General features: G+C 57.3%; 10 protein-coding genes and 1 pseudogene. 5 read left to right on the forward strand and 6 right to left on the reverse strand.

All coding sequences use genetic code 11. The features are described from left to right. Positions 1–132: 132 nt before the first annotated feature. Both AC0AP0_RS02655 and AC0AP0_RS02660 read left to right on the forward strand, forming a co-directional pair. The gene (locus AC0AP0_RS02655; protein WP_490429290.1) at positions 133–3,627 is read left to right on the forward strand and encodes an SNF2-related protein; all 3,495 of its coding nucleotides are present in this window, start codon (positions 133–135) and stop codon (positions 3,625–3,627) included. 252 nt (positions 3,628–3,879) lie between these two features. Then, positions 3,880–4,650, forward strand: a complete 771-nt coding sequence (locus tag AC0AP0_RS02660) for an MIP/aquaporin family protein (RefSeq protein WP_490429291.1) — start codon at positions 3,880–3,882, stop codon at positions 4,648–4,650. Between the two features lie 82 nt (positions 4,651–4,732). Here AC0AP0_RS02660 and AC0AP0_RS02665 read toward each other — a convergent pair. After that, positions 4,733–4,903: pseudogene (locus AC0AP0_RS02665) on the reverse strand (glycerophosphodiester phosphodiesterase); the annotation flags it as partial. 422 nt (positions 4,904–5,325) lie between these two features. Between AC0AP0_RS02665 and AC0AP0_RS02670 the strand changes: the two are divergent. Beyond that, the gene (locus AC0AP0_RS02670; RefSeq protein WP_490429292.1) at positions 5,326–6,093 is read left to right on the forward strand and encodes a helix-turn-helix transcriptional regulator; all 768 of its coding nucleotides are present in this window, start codon (positions 5,326–5,328) and stop codon (positions 6,091–6,093) included. Between the two features lie 96 nt (positions 6,094–6,189). Here the strand turns inward: AC0AP0_RS02670 and AC0AP0_RS02675 are convergent, their stop codons facing one another. Next, positions 6,190–6,606, reverse strand: coding sequence for a hypothetical protein (locus AC0AP0_RS02675; RefSeq protein WP_045934962.1), 417 nt, complete (start codon positions 6,604–6,606; stop codon positions 6,190–6,192). 236 nt (positions 6,607–6,842) lie between these two features. Next, positions 6,843–11,948, reverse strand: a complete 5,106-nt coding sequence (locus tag AC0AP0_RS02680) for a Spy0128 family protein (RefSeq protein WP_490429293.1) — start codon at positions 11,946–11,948, stop codon at positions 6,843–6,845. Positions 11,949–12,448: 500 nt separating this feature from the next. Between AC0AP0_RS02680 and AC0AP0_RS02685 the strand changes: the two genes are divergently transcribed. Next, positions 12,449–13,699, forward strand: coding sequence for an MFS transporter (locus AC0AP0_RS02685; protein ID WP_490429294.1), 1,251 nt, complete (start codon positions 12,449–12,451; stop codon positions 13,697–13,699). A gap of 132 nt (positions 13,700–13,831) precedes the next feature. On the opposite strand, the gene AC0AP0_RS02690 is transcribed toward AC0AP0_RS02685, so the two are convergent. The 3 genes from AC0AP0_RS02690 to AC0AP0_RS02700 all read right to left on the reverse strand — a co-directional run bounded on the left by AC0AP0_RS02690 (position 13,832) and on the right by AC0AP0_RS02700 (position 16,775). Then, positions 13,832–14,197, reverse strand: a complete 366-nt coding sequence (locus AC0AP0_RS02690; RefSeq protein WP_490429295.1) for a TIGR02328 family protein — start codon at positions 14,195–14,197, stop codon at positions 13,832–13,834. An 88-nt stretch (positions 14,198–14,285) separates the two neighbouring features. After that, positions 14,286–15,026, reverse strand: coding sequence for an SDR family oxidoreductase (locus AC0AP0_RS02695; protein ID WP_015021283.1), 741 nt, complete (start codon positions 15,024–15,026; stop codon positions 14,286–14,288). Between the two features lie 423 nt (positions 15,027–15,449). Beyond that, on the reverse strand, positions 15,450–16,775 hold the full coding sequence (locus AC0AP0_RS02700; RefSeq protein WP_490429296.1) for an MFS transporter: 1,326 nt from the start codon (positions 16,773–16,775) through the stop codon (positions 15,450–15,452). Between the two features lie 459 nt (positions 16,776–17,234). Between AC0AP0_RS02700 and AC0AP0_RS02705 the strand changes: the two genes are divergently transcribed. Further along, a partial coding sequence (locus AC0AP0_RS02705; protein ID WP_490429297.1) for an SDR family oxidoreductase occupies positions 17,235–17,866 on the forward strand: 632 nt, incomplete at its 3' end.

The raw sequence follows: 17,866 nt of genomic DNA on the forward strand, positions 1-17,866 counted from the left end.
GCACGCCATCTTAGGGAGGCGGCAATTTTTTCGTAAGTCGGCATGTCTACTCGCTTCGCCGAAGGCGTGCCGCGTCGAGATGGAAAAGGTTATGCTCGGGAATGGTCGTCAGAGATCATAAGGAGGGTGCGTGTGGATTGGCATGCAGCGGTCTACGGGTCAAGAGCCGTTGATTCAGGAGGACATGGCTTCTATGATCCGGGCGACGAGGAGGAGGGGCGGACCTTCGGTGATCCGGACGCCATCTCTGACGCTGCTCTGCGTCGATTGGGCGGCAAGGCCTACTTTCGTGCCCATCAACTGCTGGATGACCGCCGCTTTACAGACCTGCGCCTGCGACACCTGGGGGCTTTGACTGTTCTCAAAGGACGTGTGCCCGCCACCTATCAGCCGGATGGTGACTGCATGGTTCAGGCTCGGCTGGATGAGCAGGCTCATCGGGTCATTGACTCCTCCTGCACCTGCCGAGCCTTTGGGCGCCAGGGTCCCGCATGCAAGCATGTAGTCGCGCTGATCATGGCCTATAACGAGTCCAGCCAGGCGTTTACAGGATCGGATGACTGGACCGGCGACGAGGGTCGACCCCGGTCCGCCCGGTCGACCTCGGGACCCTTGGCAGCCTACATGCACCGGCAGGAGGGTCGGCGGCGGCAGGCCTTTCGTGACCGCCAGCTGAGCTTGCTCAAGCAGGAGAACGGACCAGTTGGAGGCCGTCACCTGCCCATCGGTTCGGTGGGACTGATCCCCGACCTGACCAGCGAGCGCGGAGGCTGGCTGGTCCGTCTGCATATCACCCTGTCCTCCCACGGGGTCGCCTACCTGGTCAAGGACCTGCCGGCCCTGCTGCGCGCCGTGGACCAGGGCGAATTCATGTCTTATGGACGCCGGCTGGCCTTCATTCATTCTCGTGACACCTTTGATGATCGAGCCCAGGCTCTGCTGACCATTCTGGAAAGGGCCGGTGCCATCCGTCGCAGCCTGGTCGAACAGGAGGGGGGCGTGCGTCGCCGTCTTACACGTGCAGGACTGGCGGGAATCCGGCTTAGCGACGACGAGGTGACGCAGATCCTCGATCTGTTTGTGGACTCCGGGCTCACCCTGGACTACACACCTCCCGAGGATTCCTTCCTGCAGACCATGCCTGCCCCGGTAGTTAACGGAGACCCGGACCCTGGCATCGCTGTCACCAAGGAGGCGGAAGGTTATCGGATCACCCATGCCTTGGCTGTGGAGCGCTTCATCGTAGGCCAGGCCCATTCCTTCGTTATCGTACGCCCCTCTCAGCCCGGCTTAGGGCTGGAATTAGGACCAGTCATCCACCGTTGCAGCGCGCGTTTCATGCGTCATCGGGATCTGTTGGAGACCCTCTGCCGCCCTGGCGAGGATCGGGATCTGCATCTGGATGCCGACGACCTGGATCTGTTCGCACGTACCGTCCTGCCCGACCTGAATCAGGGTGCCCAGGAAGGACCTGGGCTCTCCGCCACACTGCCTGAAGAGCTGGATGCCCGCCGACGGCCGCCCTGCAGGATCGAGCTTTACCTGGACAGGGATCAGCAGGGGGTCAGCTGTGATCTCAAGGCTCGCTATGGAGATCGTCTTGTGTCCGTCGGCGCTGATCCCGGCTCCGAGAATGAACCTGGCAGGGATCGGGAAAGCGAGTCTCTGGCCCGGCAGACGGTTCGCCGCTATTTCCCCCTGATGGAGGAGGGATTTGCCCGCATCCCCGAAGAAAACGAGGATGCTATCCACACCCTGCTGACCCGGGGTCTGCCGGTACTTAAGGGTTTGGGACGGGTCTTTTCCACCCCGGCCTTCGACGGACTGAGCGTCATCTCCCATCCGCAGATTCGTGTGGGTGTGCGGGTGCGCTCCGGATTGGTCGAGATTTCGCCCATCGCCGATGAGGTACGGCCCGAGGAGGCCGCTGCCATTCTGGCTGACCATCGCCGTCGTCGGCGCTTCCATCGTCTGCGTAATGGGGCCTTCGTCGAGTTGGCTGATCTGAATACGGATGCTGTGGACACCCTGGCCCAAGACCTGGGCATCGACCCGGCTGATCTGGCCAAGGGGCCGGTCCGTGTGCCTGAATTCCAGCTCGGCTACCTGGATGCGATGGTACCCGAGCAGGACCGCGATTCCAGCTTCCGTGACTACCTGAAGGAGCGCAAGCCTGACCCTCAGGAGTTCAAGGTCCCCGACGGGCTGCGCGGGCAACTCAGACCCTATCAGGTAGAAGGGCTGCGTTGGCTGTGCACCTTGAGTGACCGTGGATTCGGCGGCATCCTGGCCGATGAGATGGGCCTGGGCAAGACCATACAGATGTTGGCTTACCTGCTCTCCCGTAAGGATCATGCCAGGGATCGGGGACCTTCGCTGATCGTCTGTCCGGCCTCCTTGGTCTACAACTGGGAGGCCGAGTGCCGTCGCTTTACGCCGGATCTGCGGGTGGCGGTCCTGGCCGGGGGGCGCAGCCAGCGTCAGGCACTGCTGGATCAGGCCAGGTCCTACGACCTGCTGATTACTTCATATGACCTGCTAAGGCGGGACCTGGACCGGTATCGGAGCCTGCCCTGGTATGCCTTGGTCTTGGATGAGGCCCAGTACATCAAGAACCATGCCACTAAGGCCGCTCGGGCCGTACGTGCTCTGGACAGTCTGCACCGGTTCGCTCTGACCGGTACACCCATCGAGAACCGGCTGTCTGAGCTTTGGAGCATCTTCGACTTCCTGATGCCCGGGATGCTGGGCCCCTACTCCCGGTTCCGGGACCGCTTCGAAATGCCCATACTCAGCGGCGATCAGGATGCCCAGTCCCGGCTCCAGGCCCTGGTGGGACCCTTCATTCTGCGCCGGCTCAAGTCACAGGTGCTGACGGATCTGCCCGAGAAGATCGAAAACGTGATCAGCGTGCCCCTGCAGGGTCGTCAGCGCAAGCTCTATGCGGCACTGGAACAGGAGCTGAGGTCTACCCTCAACAAGGAGAGGGATCAGGAGTATGAGGTCGGCAAAATCCAGGTCCTGGCCCAGCTGACCAGACTGCGGGAGGTCTGCTGCGATCCGCGTCTGGTCTACCAGGATCAGGGTCGGGACCGGCGTGGCGATTCGGCCAAGCTGGATGCCATCGAGGATCTGGTGGTCTCCTGCCAGGATGCCGGGCGCAAGATGCTGATCTTCTCCCAGTTCACCTCCTACCTGGACCTGATAGCCCGACGCCTACGTCGGCTGGACGTGTCCTATGATCTGATCACCGGCGCCACATCCAAAAAGCGGCGACTGGAGCTGGTGGAACAGTTCAATAGAGATGCCACGCCGGTCTTTCTGATCTCCCTGAAGGCCGGCAATACCGGGCTCAACCTGACCGGAGCCTGTGTGGTGGTCCATGCGGATCCTTGGTGGAACGCCGCAGCCCAGGAGCAGGCCAACGACCGCGCCCACCGGATCGGCCAGACCCAGGATGTCAACGTTTACCAGATCGTAGCCAAGGACACCATCGAGGAACGCATCCTCAACCTGCAGCACAGCAAGAGCGACCTGGCATCGCGCTTTGTTGATTCGGCCGCCTCCACCGGTGCTGCCAGCGTGGCCAGACTGAGCAGAAAAGACCTCCTGGCCCTGCTGGGCTGATCCCGCATGACGCGAATCTATTCGAACCTAATAGTCAGTGGTCTCGAATGCGGTGGCATCATCGATGGCGAGGTCTTTGGGCCACGGTTCCGGTTATTCTTGATGCGGTAGTCAAATCGAAAGACTATGTGCATGAGCAGATTGACGGTTGTTCCACTGCGGGCTTGTCGGTTTGACAGCGTTCGATTATTCGGGTTATGGGAGCCTGGCCATTTTCAGCTCCTTTGATTATGGGAAGCTGGAGGAGAGAGCATGATCAGCGGCATGCAAATGTTCTGCTCAGAGTTCCTGGGCACGGCCCTTATGATGGCCATTGCTTTCATGGTCGCAGCCAGCAGATCGCTCCCCAAGACAGGGGCTTATCGAGCCGACTGGATCAACGCTTCACTGGGTTGGGGCCTTGCTGTTTATGTGGGCGTATATGTGGGGTGGAGAACGGGCGGCCATCTCAATCCGGCCGTGACCCTGGCCAGGGTGGTCGGTCACTGGATCGATCCGCAGGCGACCTTGAACGGTCTGGCCATGGGCAAGGGCGGCATTCCGGTCACCTTAGCGAATGTGGCCATCTTCATTTCCGCCCAGTTCCTTGGGGCTTTCTTTGGCACCTGCCTGGGCTATCTGGGCACTCGCAAGCATTTCGAACTTCCGACCGATACAGATACCAAACTTATGGTTTTCTGCACCAAGCCGGCCATACGTTCGAATTTCTGGAATTTGACATCGGAGGCCATCGGCACGGGCATCCTGGTTACCTGGGTTTTTCTCAATGGAGGGACTCCTACCCAGGTCGGGCCCCTGGGCGTGGCTCTGGTCATCACGGTTCTGGTCATGGCCCTGGGTGGGGTTTCCGGTGCGGCTATGAATCCTGCACGTGACTTTTCCGCTCGATTGGCATACTGCCTTCTGCCCATGTCTGGCAGGAAGAACGCGGACTGGAGCTACGCATGGATACCCTTTGTTGGGCCGATGGCCGGAGCTTGCATCGGCGTTCTAGTCCCTGCCTGGACGGGGCTTTTGCCTTGATTGTCAGCTTGGAAAAGCCCCTGGCTCTGTCAGGGGGTTATTACGACAGGGCCGGGGGTCGAGTTAGTTGGGTAGCTCGAGCTCAGTAGCTGGCTGAGGTGGGCTCCTGGAAGCGGACTGTCAGTCCGCGGCCGTGGTGGAGGAACATCTCTGCACCGTGGCGGTCGACGTCGCGATGGGTGAAGAGCATGCGGATGGCGAATGCCGTCTGGGCATCATCGGGCAGGTCCAGGAAAGCCTTATGGGCATCCCAGCCATGAGTATTTTGTAGTTAGTTTTCCTCTTCGGGCTCCTCTGGTTAGTCATGTGCAGCTACGGTCCCCCCCCCCCCCAGGTGCGGACTCTTTAAAAACATGCCAACGTGATGATAAAGACCTCTATAGCAGTGAGTCCTTTGTGAGGATACTGTCTTATGTAAAAGGCTTGCCTGAACACGTTTCTGGCTCAGCAGAATATTCTGTCTCTCTTTCGCAATAATTTGAAGTGCCCTGATGCTAACGCGATCGGTAAAGAGTTCGGTGAACTGAGTACGATTTGTATGTAGGTTGTGGGCAGGGCGATCCTGGACATCATGCTAGTCAACTGACTATGTTCCTGAAGGGGGAACATCAATGGTGATTAGTTCATGAATTGGCCGGTTCTTAGCATGTGCCTCATGAACAGGGGAAGGCTGATATGGGTAGTCGTATTGGTGGGGATGACCGGGGGGAGCGTCCTGGAACTGGTGACCAGTGGGGTAAAGATGAGCGATTTGTAGAATCTTTCAAGCCATTGGTTGAGTTTTTAGGAAGTGTCTGCGGACCGATGACTGAAGTTGCTCTTCATAATACAGTCGCACCTGGCAATCCTATCATCGCTATAGCTAATGGGGACGTCAGTGGTCGTCGGGTCGGGGTAGCGGCTACTGATTCCATGCCGGAAATTCTGCATCAGGGTTTGAAGGAGAGGCGCGATTATGTTGTTGGGTATGCAACGCATTCGGCCAAAAACGACCGGGACCTGATTTCATCAGCGTATTTTATACGGAGGGAAGGCAGGATTATTGGGATGTTGTGCATTAATACCGACCAGTCGGCCCTAGAGGATTTTCGTGCTGCGACTCAGGCCCTGCAGGGGTACTTCCCTCTTACGCAGCCTGCGGCTTCTCTAGGGCAGGCATATTCCTACTCTCAAGGCAATGGTAGCGACGGGGATGGCCAGCCAGACCGGGAGAATTTGTCTGCCTCAGTCGAGAGTATGGGAAAGCAGGTCATTTGGGCTACGGTAGCCAAGACTGGGCGGCAGCCAGATCGTTTCAATGCTTCTGAGCGTTTCGGCATTATCCGTGAGCTTGATAAGAGCGGTTATTTTCAGCTTAAAGGAGCGATTTCTGCGATTGCCGGGCAGCTCGGATTGGCTGATTCCTCTATTTATCGGTATTTGCATCGAATCCATCGTACTTGAATATTGCGCCTTGATCGTCGGCATGGAAAAGCCCCTGGCTCTGTCAGGGGGTTATTACGACAGGGCCGGGGGTCGAGTTAGTTGGGTAGCTCGAGCTCAGTAGCTGGCTGAGGTGGGCTCCTGGAAGCGGACTGTCAGTCCGCGGCCGTGGTGGAGGAACATCTCTGCACCGTGGCGGTCGACGTCGCGATGGGTGAAGAGCATGCGGATGGCGAATGCCGTCTGGGCATCATCGGGCAGGTCCAGGAAAGCCTTATGGGCATCCCAGCCATCGGCTGCGACAGCCTTGTTGGGTACGTAGGCATATCCATAGCCGTCTTCGTCCACGTAGCCCAGGAAAGGCAGGTCCCATGCCTGGTGGTAGCTCAACTGATTCTTGTAATCCTCGACCTTCTTAAGGGCCTCGTCGCTGATGCCGTACTTGCGGGCGACCTCGTTGGCCTTGGCCGTCTTCGCTGCGGCATCTTTTCCGAACATGGAAGTATCAACAACAATGACTGTATCGTCTGCCATGACTGACCTTTCTGTGTGACGGCCTGCACGTGTGACAATCGACATCATGACCGTGCAGGGCCATGACCATTTGGGTCGCCGTCCATCGTCGACGGTGACCCCTGGATGCAAGATTCCTTCCACTTGCAAGAATACCAAATTTCGTCTGCAGATAGGGGCAGGGAACCGTGAGGTTCGCCATAGGTGGCTGTCAGTAGTGAGAAACGTGTCCAGCTATGTTTTCATGCAGGGAACCATCAGCCCAGGTCGGTCTCTCGATCCCTGCGATGCCGAAGCAAGCACATCAGTGCCAGGCCGAGGACGGCAGTGCCGATAGTCAGTGCTGCAGGCATGACAATGTCTGAGCCGGAGTCGGCTAGGGATGAGGAATCCGTCGAGGACTTCGCTTGGTCATCAGAAGATTGGCTTCCTGGCAATGGTTTTTGGCTATTGCTGGTTTGGCCCAGTTCGCTGGATGCATGATCGGATTCGCTCGACTTGTTTGGTTCTACCGGCGGATTCGGCTTGTCATTTCCGCCTGAGTTGTCGGGCTTGTCGGGCTTGTTGGGCTCGCCAGGGTTGCCGGGCTTGTTGGGCTCGCCAGGGTTGCCAGGATCGCCAGAGTTGTCGGGTCTGTCGGGCTTGTCAGGGTTGCCAGGCTTGTCGGGCTCGCCAGGGTTGCCAGGATCGCCAGAGTTGTCGGGTCTGTCGGGCTTGTCAGGGTTGCCAGGCTTGTCGGGTTTGTCAGGCTCGCCAGAGTTGCCAGAGTGGTCGGGGTTGTCGGCGTTGCCTGGGTTATCAGTCTGGGCCTTGTAGGTGTTGGTGAAGGTGGGGTTGTTGCCGGTGATAGTGACCTGGAGCTGGCCTTGGTGGTCGTCGGTGGCGTGGACGGTGATCTTGGGGGTGGACTGGTCGTAGGTGATGCCGGGGAGGCTGCCCTGGACCTCGTTCACGTAGTAGGTGTAGTCGCCGGGCTGGTCCAGGGTCTGGTCGGGGAATTCGACGGTCCCGTCGGCCTTGTTGGATGCTTCGGTCAGCGGCTCGCCGTCCTTGGACAGGCGGAAGGTGAATTCCCCACCCTTCAGGCTCCGACCGTCCAGGCGCTTGAAGGCGGTGATCTTCACTGTGGCCGAATGGGTCTTGTAGGTGTTGATGAAGACGGCCTTGCTTATCGCCTGGCCCTTGTCGTCAGCCCACGTTGCAGTAGCGGTTCGGTACAACTGACCTGCATTGGTTTTCAGCGTGATGGTCAGTTTCGCGTTGCCTTTGTCATAGGTCAGACCAGGTAGGTTGCCGATTGCCTGGCTCACACGGTATTGGTAGGTGCCGTCACTGGGGAAGGCTTCCATCTTGACAGGGACTTGGAGTTCTTTATGATCGGCTGTTATATTGATATGTTCGGGCAGGGCCGTAGCCGGCGCTCCATTCACGGGCTCGACATTTAGGGTGAAGGAGTCACTGTTGAGCCAGTCTCGGCCTTGAAGCTGTACTTCGACGTCAGCTTTCACTTCATCGGTGCGCATCAGACCCTTCAGGCCGCAGTTGTTGAAGTCCTGGGATTGGCTGGCTGTGTCCATCTCCGCAGCCTGCTTGAAATCGTCCAGCTCGATGACGGCTGCTTTCAAGATCCCGTCCTCCGTAAGATCGTGGGCAGAGGAGTTCTCGCTCTCCGTGGCTCCGGCAGCTTGCGGAGTGGTGGTGTTTAGATGGCTCCAGTCAGTGCCCTCAGCCGGATCAAACCTGAGATGGAATTGCCCGGCAGGTATATTGGTCAGGTTGTATCTGCCCTGGGCATTGGTTTTAGTGGTCAGCTCATCATGGGGGGCTACAACCGATCTGACAGGATTATTCTGGTTGTCAAGCAGGGTCACCTTGACGCCGTTTAGCAAGGGGTCGTCGGCGCCGCGGATCCCATCGCCATTGAGGTCGTACCAGGCTATGCCGCTGACGGAACGCTGAGCCACTACGGCCTGGGTGGACATTTGGTTCTGTGCATTGCCCCAGCGGTTCCGATAAAGATTGCCAGTGGAGCTGTTTCCTGGGTTTATATGGAAGGTGATGTCGCAACGGAACTGTCCAGGTTGTCCATCGACCATGAAAGCCCAGGCGGTCACATCTGGGGACATGCTCACTTTGCCTGTAGCTGGGTCCAATTCAGCCTCGGGCCAGTCTTGGAATTCACTAGGTGTTATGGAAGTGGTGTCATTTACCTGCCATTTAGATTCTGTCGTGTAGTATATGTGGACATTTTTCAGATCGACCCCTGTGAGCTTCACACTCATATCGGCGAGAGTTGGACTACCTTGGAAGTCAGGTTTGCCAGGATTGCCGCTCGCATGAGAGTAGGGCATGATGTCGACGGCATAGTGATACTTCTTGCCACTATCGGCAGTATTGCTCAGCATGTTGGTGAAACCGATAGGGTCACCAGTCTCGCTGATGGCTTGCTGGGGCAAGGTGGACAGGCTGGTTGCGTTATTACGCACGGCGCGAATGGTCGATGTGCTGACAGTGCCCATGAACGAGCTGGGTTTGGACATGTTATGCTTTGATTGAACTTCGGCATGGGTCTTCAGATTCTCGTAGGGGCTGGCGACGTCTTTGCTTGGGTCGGTCTGGTCTCCGATGGAGGCTGAGAAGTAGATGACGTGGTTGCTACCATCTACAGGTATGTCGGGCAGTGTCCAGCTTAGCTTGGTCTCACCGGGGGTTTCAGTGGTGCTCACCGATGGTTCGCAGACTGTTCCGCCCTCAATATGTCCCATTTCAGGTGTGCCCTCGGTATAGGTGCCTCCCAGTCTGGCGCTGCCGGGGATGTAGTGAAGTTTGGCAGGCAGCACATCAGTGACGTAAAGATCGGTTTTAGCAGGCTTGTCGGCCTGGGAGGCCGAAGTGCCAGTGTTGATGGTCAGCCGCCAGTCGACATATCGCTGATCACGGTCTATGTCGAAGGATCCTTTGGGGTCGGAATTCGTGCCCATCTGTGCCACAGTATTGGAGATGGTGCTGGCTTCGCCGGCTACATAGAGGCTGTCACCGTGTTCGTTGCCACCGGTGTCACCGCCTAGATAACCTTTGGTTTTATCATAGCGAGCCTTTGTATAGCCTCCAGTGGATGTTGCGAACACGGGACTGCGATTTTGGGACAGCTCGTATGGATTCTGCTTCTCTGCCCAATCTTCCCAGTCCTGGTCGCTGGAGTTTACGGGGTCTAAACCGGCTAGGTCTGCCAGTTGGCTACGTGTGAAAGCACGTGAAACTGATGTCAGCTGGGCCACCGAGCCTTCTTTGGCATCGGCGCGCACGTTGATCACAAATCCGCCGAAGCCGTACCGAGGGTTCTTGTTGCTGTTGTTCTCGTCGTAGATGAAGCTGCTGGAGGCAGCGGTGCGGGCGCCCAGCAGTATGCCCACAATGGGGCCGTGCTTTCTCGCTTCATCTGGGGTTTTGTAGAAGTTCAGATCTTTCACGTCGGCGTTGGCTTGCTCCTGGTCGTTGTTCCAGGTTCCGCCGCCACGTTTGGTAGCGTACAAGACCATAGTCAGATTCTGACAAGGATTGCCGAAGGCGTTGTCTTGGCCATTCTGCCAGTCACCGTTGCCCTTCCAAGGCAGTCCCAGTTCATTGTGGTAGTGGTCATGGTCTTCCGGGACAGGGTCTGCAATAGTGCTACATTGGCCCGACTGGTCCGGTTTAGGGGGTTCTTGGTTGGGACTCGGCAGTTCGAGCACGTTTGGATCGATTTTGACCAAAGACATTGCCAGCAGGGGCAGATCGGCCTTGCTGGTTTTGGCGTTGAATCCAGCCATAATCCGCACCTGGGTTCCTGCTAGTGCTGAGTCGGTCCCTTGCTTGTTGTCGGGAGCGTTCCACCAACCGCAATCTACGCCGTCGTCAAAGTAGTTGGGCAAAGACATGCAACTGTATTGAATGATGTTGCTGATGCCTGGCTGCCAGGTTTCGGAGCCCTGTGCGAAGATGACATTGTGCCACTCATCATCGGATTGGTCGGCCTGGTTTGACACATCCTTGGTGTCAGAAACCGCAGGCAACTGCTGACCAGAGATAGAAGTCGCCCCTAGCCGACCGTCATTGACTTGGCTCTGCAGACTGAGGCCGGACTGGCCATAGTAATTGGCCACATCCTTGCCTTGGACGGTAGAAGGGTTGAAAACGTAGAGGTAGCCAGTGGAGATCTCGGCCACTTCCACCTGTGAGCAATCGGTTGAGGCTAAGATTGTCGTGCATCTATCTGTGGCATAGGTATGTCCAAATTTGGGGAAGGGATCATTCGTCCGGTAGTCTTCTACGGTGAAATCCAGCACGAGACCCTGATCGCTGCGGTGTTCTGCTACAGTGTATTTACCATTGCCTTGGACGCGGTCTTTCCCGGCCTGACCTCCCGTAGAGCGGGCGTAGTCATAGTTGTTGAAAGAGGGGCTCCAGCCCTGGTTGATGGTGTTGCGTCCACTGTTGTTGAAGTCGCCGTCAATGGTGCCGATGTCCCAGAAGTAAGGCTGAAGGTCCTTGATCTTGGGAAATACCTTTCCGCCGCTGGTCTGCCAGAGGTTGCTCAAAGAGATGGAAAAGGTTATGGGGCCGGTGGGCACTTCCAGGCCCTTGAGGCCCTTGGATCGATCAGGCCAGCGCATGTCGACTGCCCAGTTGAATTTGCTGATGATCCCCTTGCTTTTGCCCAACTCATGATTGATGTAGTTATGGGCCTCTGTGGTGTCGAAGTCAAAGGTTTGATTGCCGGAGCCCTCATTGGTTCCGCCAGTGATTCTCAGGTTGAGGTTGGGCTTGGCTGACACGGTCACCGAATCTGATGCAGCTGAAGCCGGTTCGGTCCTGGTCGTGGGATCGGGGGCACACCACGCCTGGACCTTGGGGGCGAAACTGCTGCCATTGGCCATGTTTCGAACCTGGAGGACCAAGGAGACGCTCGATGTGCTTGGAATGACGATAGCCGAGTTCGATGTCGCGGTGAGCAGTCTGTAAACGGTAAGCACCTGAGTGGTTTGACCGTTGATGCTTTTTTGTTCCAGCTTGGGCTCATAGCCGGGCGTATTGTCTATCCATGGCATGGAGTCCTGATCAAAAGCGATCAGGTCCTTAGGTTGGTTCAGCGTGAATTGAAAGCCTATCCGAGCCTGTCGGTAGGTCGTGTCGTCCAGTGAGTTCACAGAGAAGGTAAAGTCATATATCACCGTATCGAAAGAGCGCACGATGCCATTGTCCGCATCGCGGTCATCGCCGGGGTCGTTGTCTTTGTCAAAAGGGGCGGTGCCGGTACTGCGGGAGGTCTGTTTTATTGAGGTGACTCTGGCATTGTCGGTATCCAACATATTGTTGAAGGTCAATCTGCCGCTCGTTGTGTTGCCTGGTTGTATGGGTGCAACCTGGTTAGAAGAAGTGGATCGGGCTGTGTCGGATTTGGTTGTGTCTGACTGTGGTGCCGGAGTTTGAATGGCTGTCGTAGACTGGACTCGACTGCTCTTGTCTGAAGTCTTTTTGTTATTTCTGACATGCTGTTCGTGCGTTCTAGCCGATGTCGATGTGGAGGTATTCTGGGTATCCGCTGTCTGCCCGCCATCTGCTATAGCCATAGTGGGCACTAGCATGGCCATGGCCATCAGGCCGGCGAGGAATCTACCGCTCAAATTACCCTTTGCCACATTTCTCCTTTTGTGTACCGACAGCCATCTGGGGGGCGTCCCCGTCCAGGTCATCCGGTCGACTATGTACGATGTTCTTAGGTCCGTTGATAAGCCAGTATACAGAGCTATTGGTTAAGATTCCCTACTAATGTGAGCCTCCGGAGAAAAGGGTCGACCATGGACAGAATAAGGAGGAGGGTCACATGATTGAACGGAATCATAGTGAACCCTCAGCGGCCTGTCCTCCAGGTCACGGAATGCGCGAGCGCTTGGCCGTTTACGGGTTCTTCATCATCATGGGTATTGGTACATCGGCCTGGATTTCTCGACTGCCCACGGTCAAGGCCAGTCTCGGTCTGCAACCTTCGGGCTTGGCTCTGATGACCATCCTGGGCGGATGCGGCGCTCTGGTCGGCATGCTGGTCTCGGGAGTGTTGACTGATCAGCTGGGCGTGCGCCGGGCCATGCTGCTGGCAGCCTCGACCTGGTGCCTGGGCATGGTGATCGCGGCTCTGGCCGTCACTTTGCGATCAGTACCGGGGGTGATCTTAGGGCTGCTCTTCAATTCGGCGGGGATCAGCCTCTGGGGAACGGTCAACACCGTTGAGGCCGGTGCAGTGGAGCGATTCTCCTCCCGGTCTATAATGCCGCGCTTCCATGCCTCATATAGTCTGGGCATGTTTCTTGCGCTGGGGCTGGGCTCGCTTCTGTCTCATCTGGACGTGCCCATAGGCGCGCATTTGGCGGTCAATGCACTTACCAGCCTGGTCCTGGTGGCCGCCTGTGTTCTGCTCTGCCCGGCTCAGCCTCTAGGGGACTACAAGGGCAGTGCTGACGGCAAACGTTCGGATCGTCATGCTGATTCAGGACGATCATCCGCCTTCAGCAGGCAGTTAGCGGCTTGGGGTGATGCCTTGGTGCTCATCCTGGCCCTGATCAACGTGGCTCTGGAGGCCAGCGAGGGTGCTGTCAACGACTGGAGCGGGATCGGTCTGGTCGATTCCTTCGGTGTCCCCGAGTCTCAAGCCGGTCTCGCTCCCACGATTTTCGCTGCAGCCATGATCGTCTCAAGGCTGCTGGGTACGCATCTGATTGAGTGGCTGGGGAATATGCGCTCGCTGGTCCTTACCCTGCTGGTTTCGGCTCTGGGTATCCTGGTCTATGCTCTTTCCCCCTCTTTCGTGCTCAGCCTCGTGGGTACTGGAATTTGGGGTGTCGGAGCAGCTCTGGGCGTACCCATCGTCACTACTCTGGCAACCAAGGATCCAGCCATGGCGGCTCAGCGAGCTTCGGTCATCTCCACTGCTTACTACGGGGTCTCTTGGATCATTCCTCCGGCTATCGGATTTTTGGCCGACCATACAGGCGTCAGGCCGGCGTTGATCCCCTTGGCACTCTTGCTGGCGGCGGTCACTCTCCTGGTGCCTACGGTGTCCAGGCTTACTCGGGAATGATGCGCTTGCATTGGCGAAGAGCGCTCTTTGGGTAGATGCTCGGATTCAAACAGCCCTTCCCCAATATTGCCGTACACGTCAGTGAATTTCATGGCTGCAGCAGTCGGCCGGCACCGGCTCTGGTAATCGGCCTTAGGGCAGATGGATGCCCTTCCCCGCCAGGTTTTCCAAGCACTCCTGCAGATAGGCTGCATTGTGCTCGGGATAGATGGGGTCCGTTAACGGCACTACAGATAGATCCTTGTAGGGCGGGCAATGTCTGCCGCGGTAAAGCGGATCATACCAGGCAGGATCAGGATGGTAGCCGCGCTCGCGCATCGTTGACATGACCAGCAGATGAAATTGGAAGAGCTTGTATGGGGAGTAGTGGAAGACATAGTCAACAGTGGCGTGCCGTCTACCCCAGCCCAGGCCCCGCAGCGCGGTGATCTCCCGATGCTGACCCAACAGCTGCTGTCTGGGAAGCAGTCGAATCAAATCCTGATGCCACAGTCGCATGATGCCCCCTCCTTCAGCCTAGCCGCTTGCATTACTGTAAAGCAGACTGGCGGAAGAAGGGGTTTCGGTAATTCTTTACTGGAATTGCTTACTGGGCGATGAATCCACCGTCCACAACGAATTCGGCACCCAGTGCGAACTTGGATTCGTCGCTGGCCAGATAGACGCAGATCTCGCCAATGTCCTGGGGCTCGCCGATGTGACCCAGGGGGGTCAGCTTGCTCATCCTGTCCTCAAGGCTTTGGCTGATCAGAGGGGTCTTGATGAATCCGGGATGGACCGAGTTGATGCGAACACCATAGTTGTTGTTGGCGGAATCCAGGGCCGCGGACTTGGTCAGCAGCCTGGTGCCGCCCTTGCTGGCATTGTAGGCTCCGGCTCCGCTCAGGCCTACGAAGCCCTCGATGGAGGAGATGTTGATAACGGATCCGCCGCGGCCCTTCATGACCCGCATGCCATGCTTGGTGCCAAGGAAAGTCCCGTTCAGATTGATGGCGATGACCTTTTTCCAGTCCTCGTAGCTCTCCTGGTCCATAGTGGCCCCGCTGCCGCCTATGCCGGCATTGTTGACCACGGTGGTCAGCTGACCCAATTCCTTTTCAACAGTGTCGATGGTGGAGACCCACTGGTCCTCATCCGTCACGTCCAGGGTGTGGAAGACGACCTGCCCGGGGTGCTCCTGCATGAAGCTGCGGGAAGCATCGCTTTCCTTGATGTCGGTAAGGGCCACCTTGGCTCCCTCGCGAACAAAGCACTCTGCGATGCCCACGCCCATGCCACCGGTTCCTCCGGTGATGATGGCTACCTTACCTTGTAGTCGATCAGTCATATCCACTCCTTTATAGAGATGTGCTGTCATATTCCATCCTATGGGATGGCATGCCCACGGTGGTGACCGACGTACCGATTATCCTGGTTTCGTTATTTCTCCGAAGTTGTCCATGAGGGGCCAAAAGTTCTGCAGGGGTTACAGTCGATTCCCCGCTGAAACAGTGCGCCTGTTCTGCTGACTGGGCATGTTCGGATGTCGAGCAGATGGCGGTAGAGCTCGTGATCCATAGGTCGGTCAAGACCGAGGTCGGTGATGGTGATGGGCATCCGGTCATTGCCGTCCGGCCCTGCTTTCTTCCCGGCATACGATGGGCCCTATAGCGGTGACGGGGCCCAGGTAGTAACAGCTGCGGTCTGCCGTATCCTGTCAGCCCATGATGCAAGGTGGAATGTTGCGCAGGCTGCTGGTTGCAAGGTTCGGTCAGTTGGTTTGATTAGCTGACTTGCGCGTCCCCTTCAGTGGGATAATGCCCAGGAACAAGGCTGCAACCATGATCAGGATGCTCAGACCGAACATGATGATGTAGCCGTGGGGCTGGTCAGCTATGGCGCCCCAGAAAAGAGCGGCGAAGGCCGAAGCCAGGGAGCCCACCATCTGAATGCGGGCGTAGATGTTGGTGTAGTCATGCGAGCCAAAGACTGCTGTAACCAGAATGGGTGTCTGCACCGTAGTGCATGCGTAGACCAGACCGAAGGCGAAGGCTCCCAGCAGGAGGAGCGCGGGCAATCCGGGGAAGGCGACCATGAGGCAGACGCCGAGAATGCCACCGCCGATGCCCAGGCAGAGCCCGCCCACGATGCTGCCGTCGTTGACCATGCCCAGGATGACCTTGCCGATAGCCTGGCCGGCCATGCAGGAGGAGGCGATCAGGCCTGTGTAGGCCGCCATGGATGGCAGGGATGCCGCATAGGAGGGCAGGAACTGGTAGATGGTCTGATTCATGGTGATCAGGCCGCAGAAGAGCGCCAGCGCCCAGAAGGCAGGGGAACGCAAGGCCTGGGAAGCAGTCATGCCCACAGTCGACGCGATAGGCTCTGGGCTCTTTTTGTCTTTACTCCCGGTGTCTGTGCTGTTGGAGGTAGCCTCAGCTGCAGCAGGCTCCTGGTCGGCGGCGCCGTAGGGATGCAGACCCATTTGCTCGGGCGTGCCGCGAATGACGAAAATGGTGAAAGGCAGAGTGACCACCAGAATGAGAATGGCAAAGACCAGGTATCCCCGCCGCCATCCATCAGGGGCGGATCTGATGATCATGGTGCCTATCTGGTTGAAGATCACGCCGCCTATGCCGGTGAAGGCCATGCATAGGCCGATGAAGAACCCGACTCGTTTGCGGAACCAGGCGTTGATGAGCGTGGGGACTGACAAATAGAGGATGGGTGGCATGCCGATTCCCAGAACCACTCCGCATAGATAGAACTGCCACATGGCGGATGATCGGGACATGCCAAGGCAACCGAGTCCGGCAAGGATGGTGCATGCCGTCAGGACGATGCGCAGATCGTAGCGGTGCATCAGCCATCCGGCCACCGGCAGGAAGATGACCATGGTGATGCTGAATATGCTGAAATACGCGGTGAATGCAGCCTTGGGAACATGGAAGTAGTTGCTGACAGGAGTGAAGAAGATACCGGCGCAACTGCATACCAGCGATACGGGGATGGCCGTGAAGACAATGCCCGACAGCACGATCAGGTACGGATAAACAGCCTGTTTTCGTGATGACGGCTGTGTCGGTGTGGTCGACATGACTGCGACCTTCCTCTTATGGGATCGTGGCTAGCCAACTGCTGCTTGGTTTGTATGCTCCCATTGATTTGCGGTTTGTCTGCTCTGAATGTCCACTATGGGAAATTTAAGAACTCATTGTAGTTCAATATTTGACCCTAACCTATCGTTACAATGTAGATTAAGACGATGCAGATTAAGTAGTTTTGCGGCACTGCCGTTTTTACCTCTTGCAATAGGGCGATCGAGCCCGCTTTTGGCTGGCATCCGCCTTTCTTCGTAAATAACTGCGTCGATTCTCCATATACCGATGCTGGTGCGGTCCTAACTGATCTGTTCTTCTCAGAAGATTCAGCTTTGTACCACGCGCACTTAGTCATGGTTGTCGATATGGACTTGGTTGTAGCAATGACTTGCACCTCCAGCGACTCGAGGTTGTACCATCAGGCCGACTACAGATTAATGAAAGGTGGGGCTGTTATGACTGTTGCGGATAAGACAGTGCTGATCACCGGAGCTTCGTCGGGCATCGGAGAGGCCACAGCGAGGCTGTTGGCACAGCGAGGGGCCAAGGTGGTGCTGGGCGCTCGCCGCAAGGATCGTCTGGATGCAATCGTCGATGACATCGTTCAGGCTGGTGGCCAGGCGGCCTCCATGGCTCTGGATGTGACCGATCGTCAGGCCAATGAGGACTTTGTGGCTTTCGCTAAGAAGCAGTTCGGTGGAGTGGACGTGGTATTCCTCAACGCCGGGCTCATGCCCAACTCACCCCTGTCGGCCCTGCATGTGGACGAGTGGGACCGTACCATTGATGTCAACCTGAAGGGCGCATTGTATGGCATTGCTGCGGCTTTGCCGGAATTCATCGGGCAGCGTCACGGGCAGTTCATCACCACCTCTTCGGTTGCTGGGCTCAAAGCCTATACTGGCGGAGCTGTCTACGGGGCAACCAAGTGGGGCCTGCGTGATCTGATGGAGGTGCTCAGGATGGAGTCTGCCCAGGAAGGGACCCATATCCGCACCTCTACCATTTATCCGGCAGCCATTCGAACCGAGTTGCTGGACACCATCACAGACAAGCAGACCTTGGCTGATATGAACAAGACCTACGA

Source organism: Bifidobacterium sp. POST2/T3 (B1), from assembly GCF_058197115.1.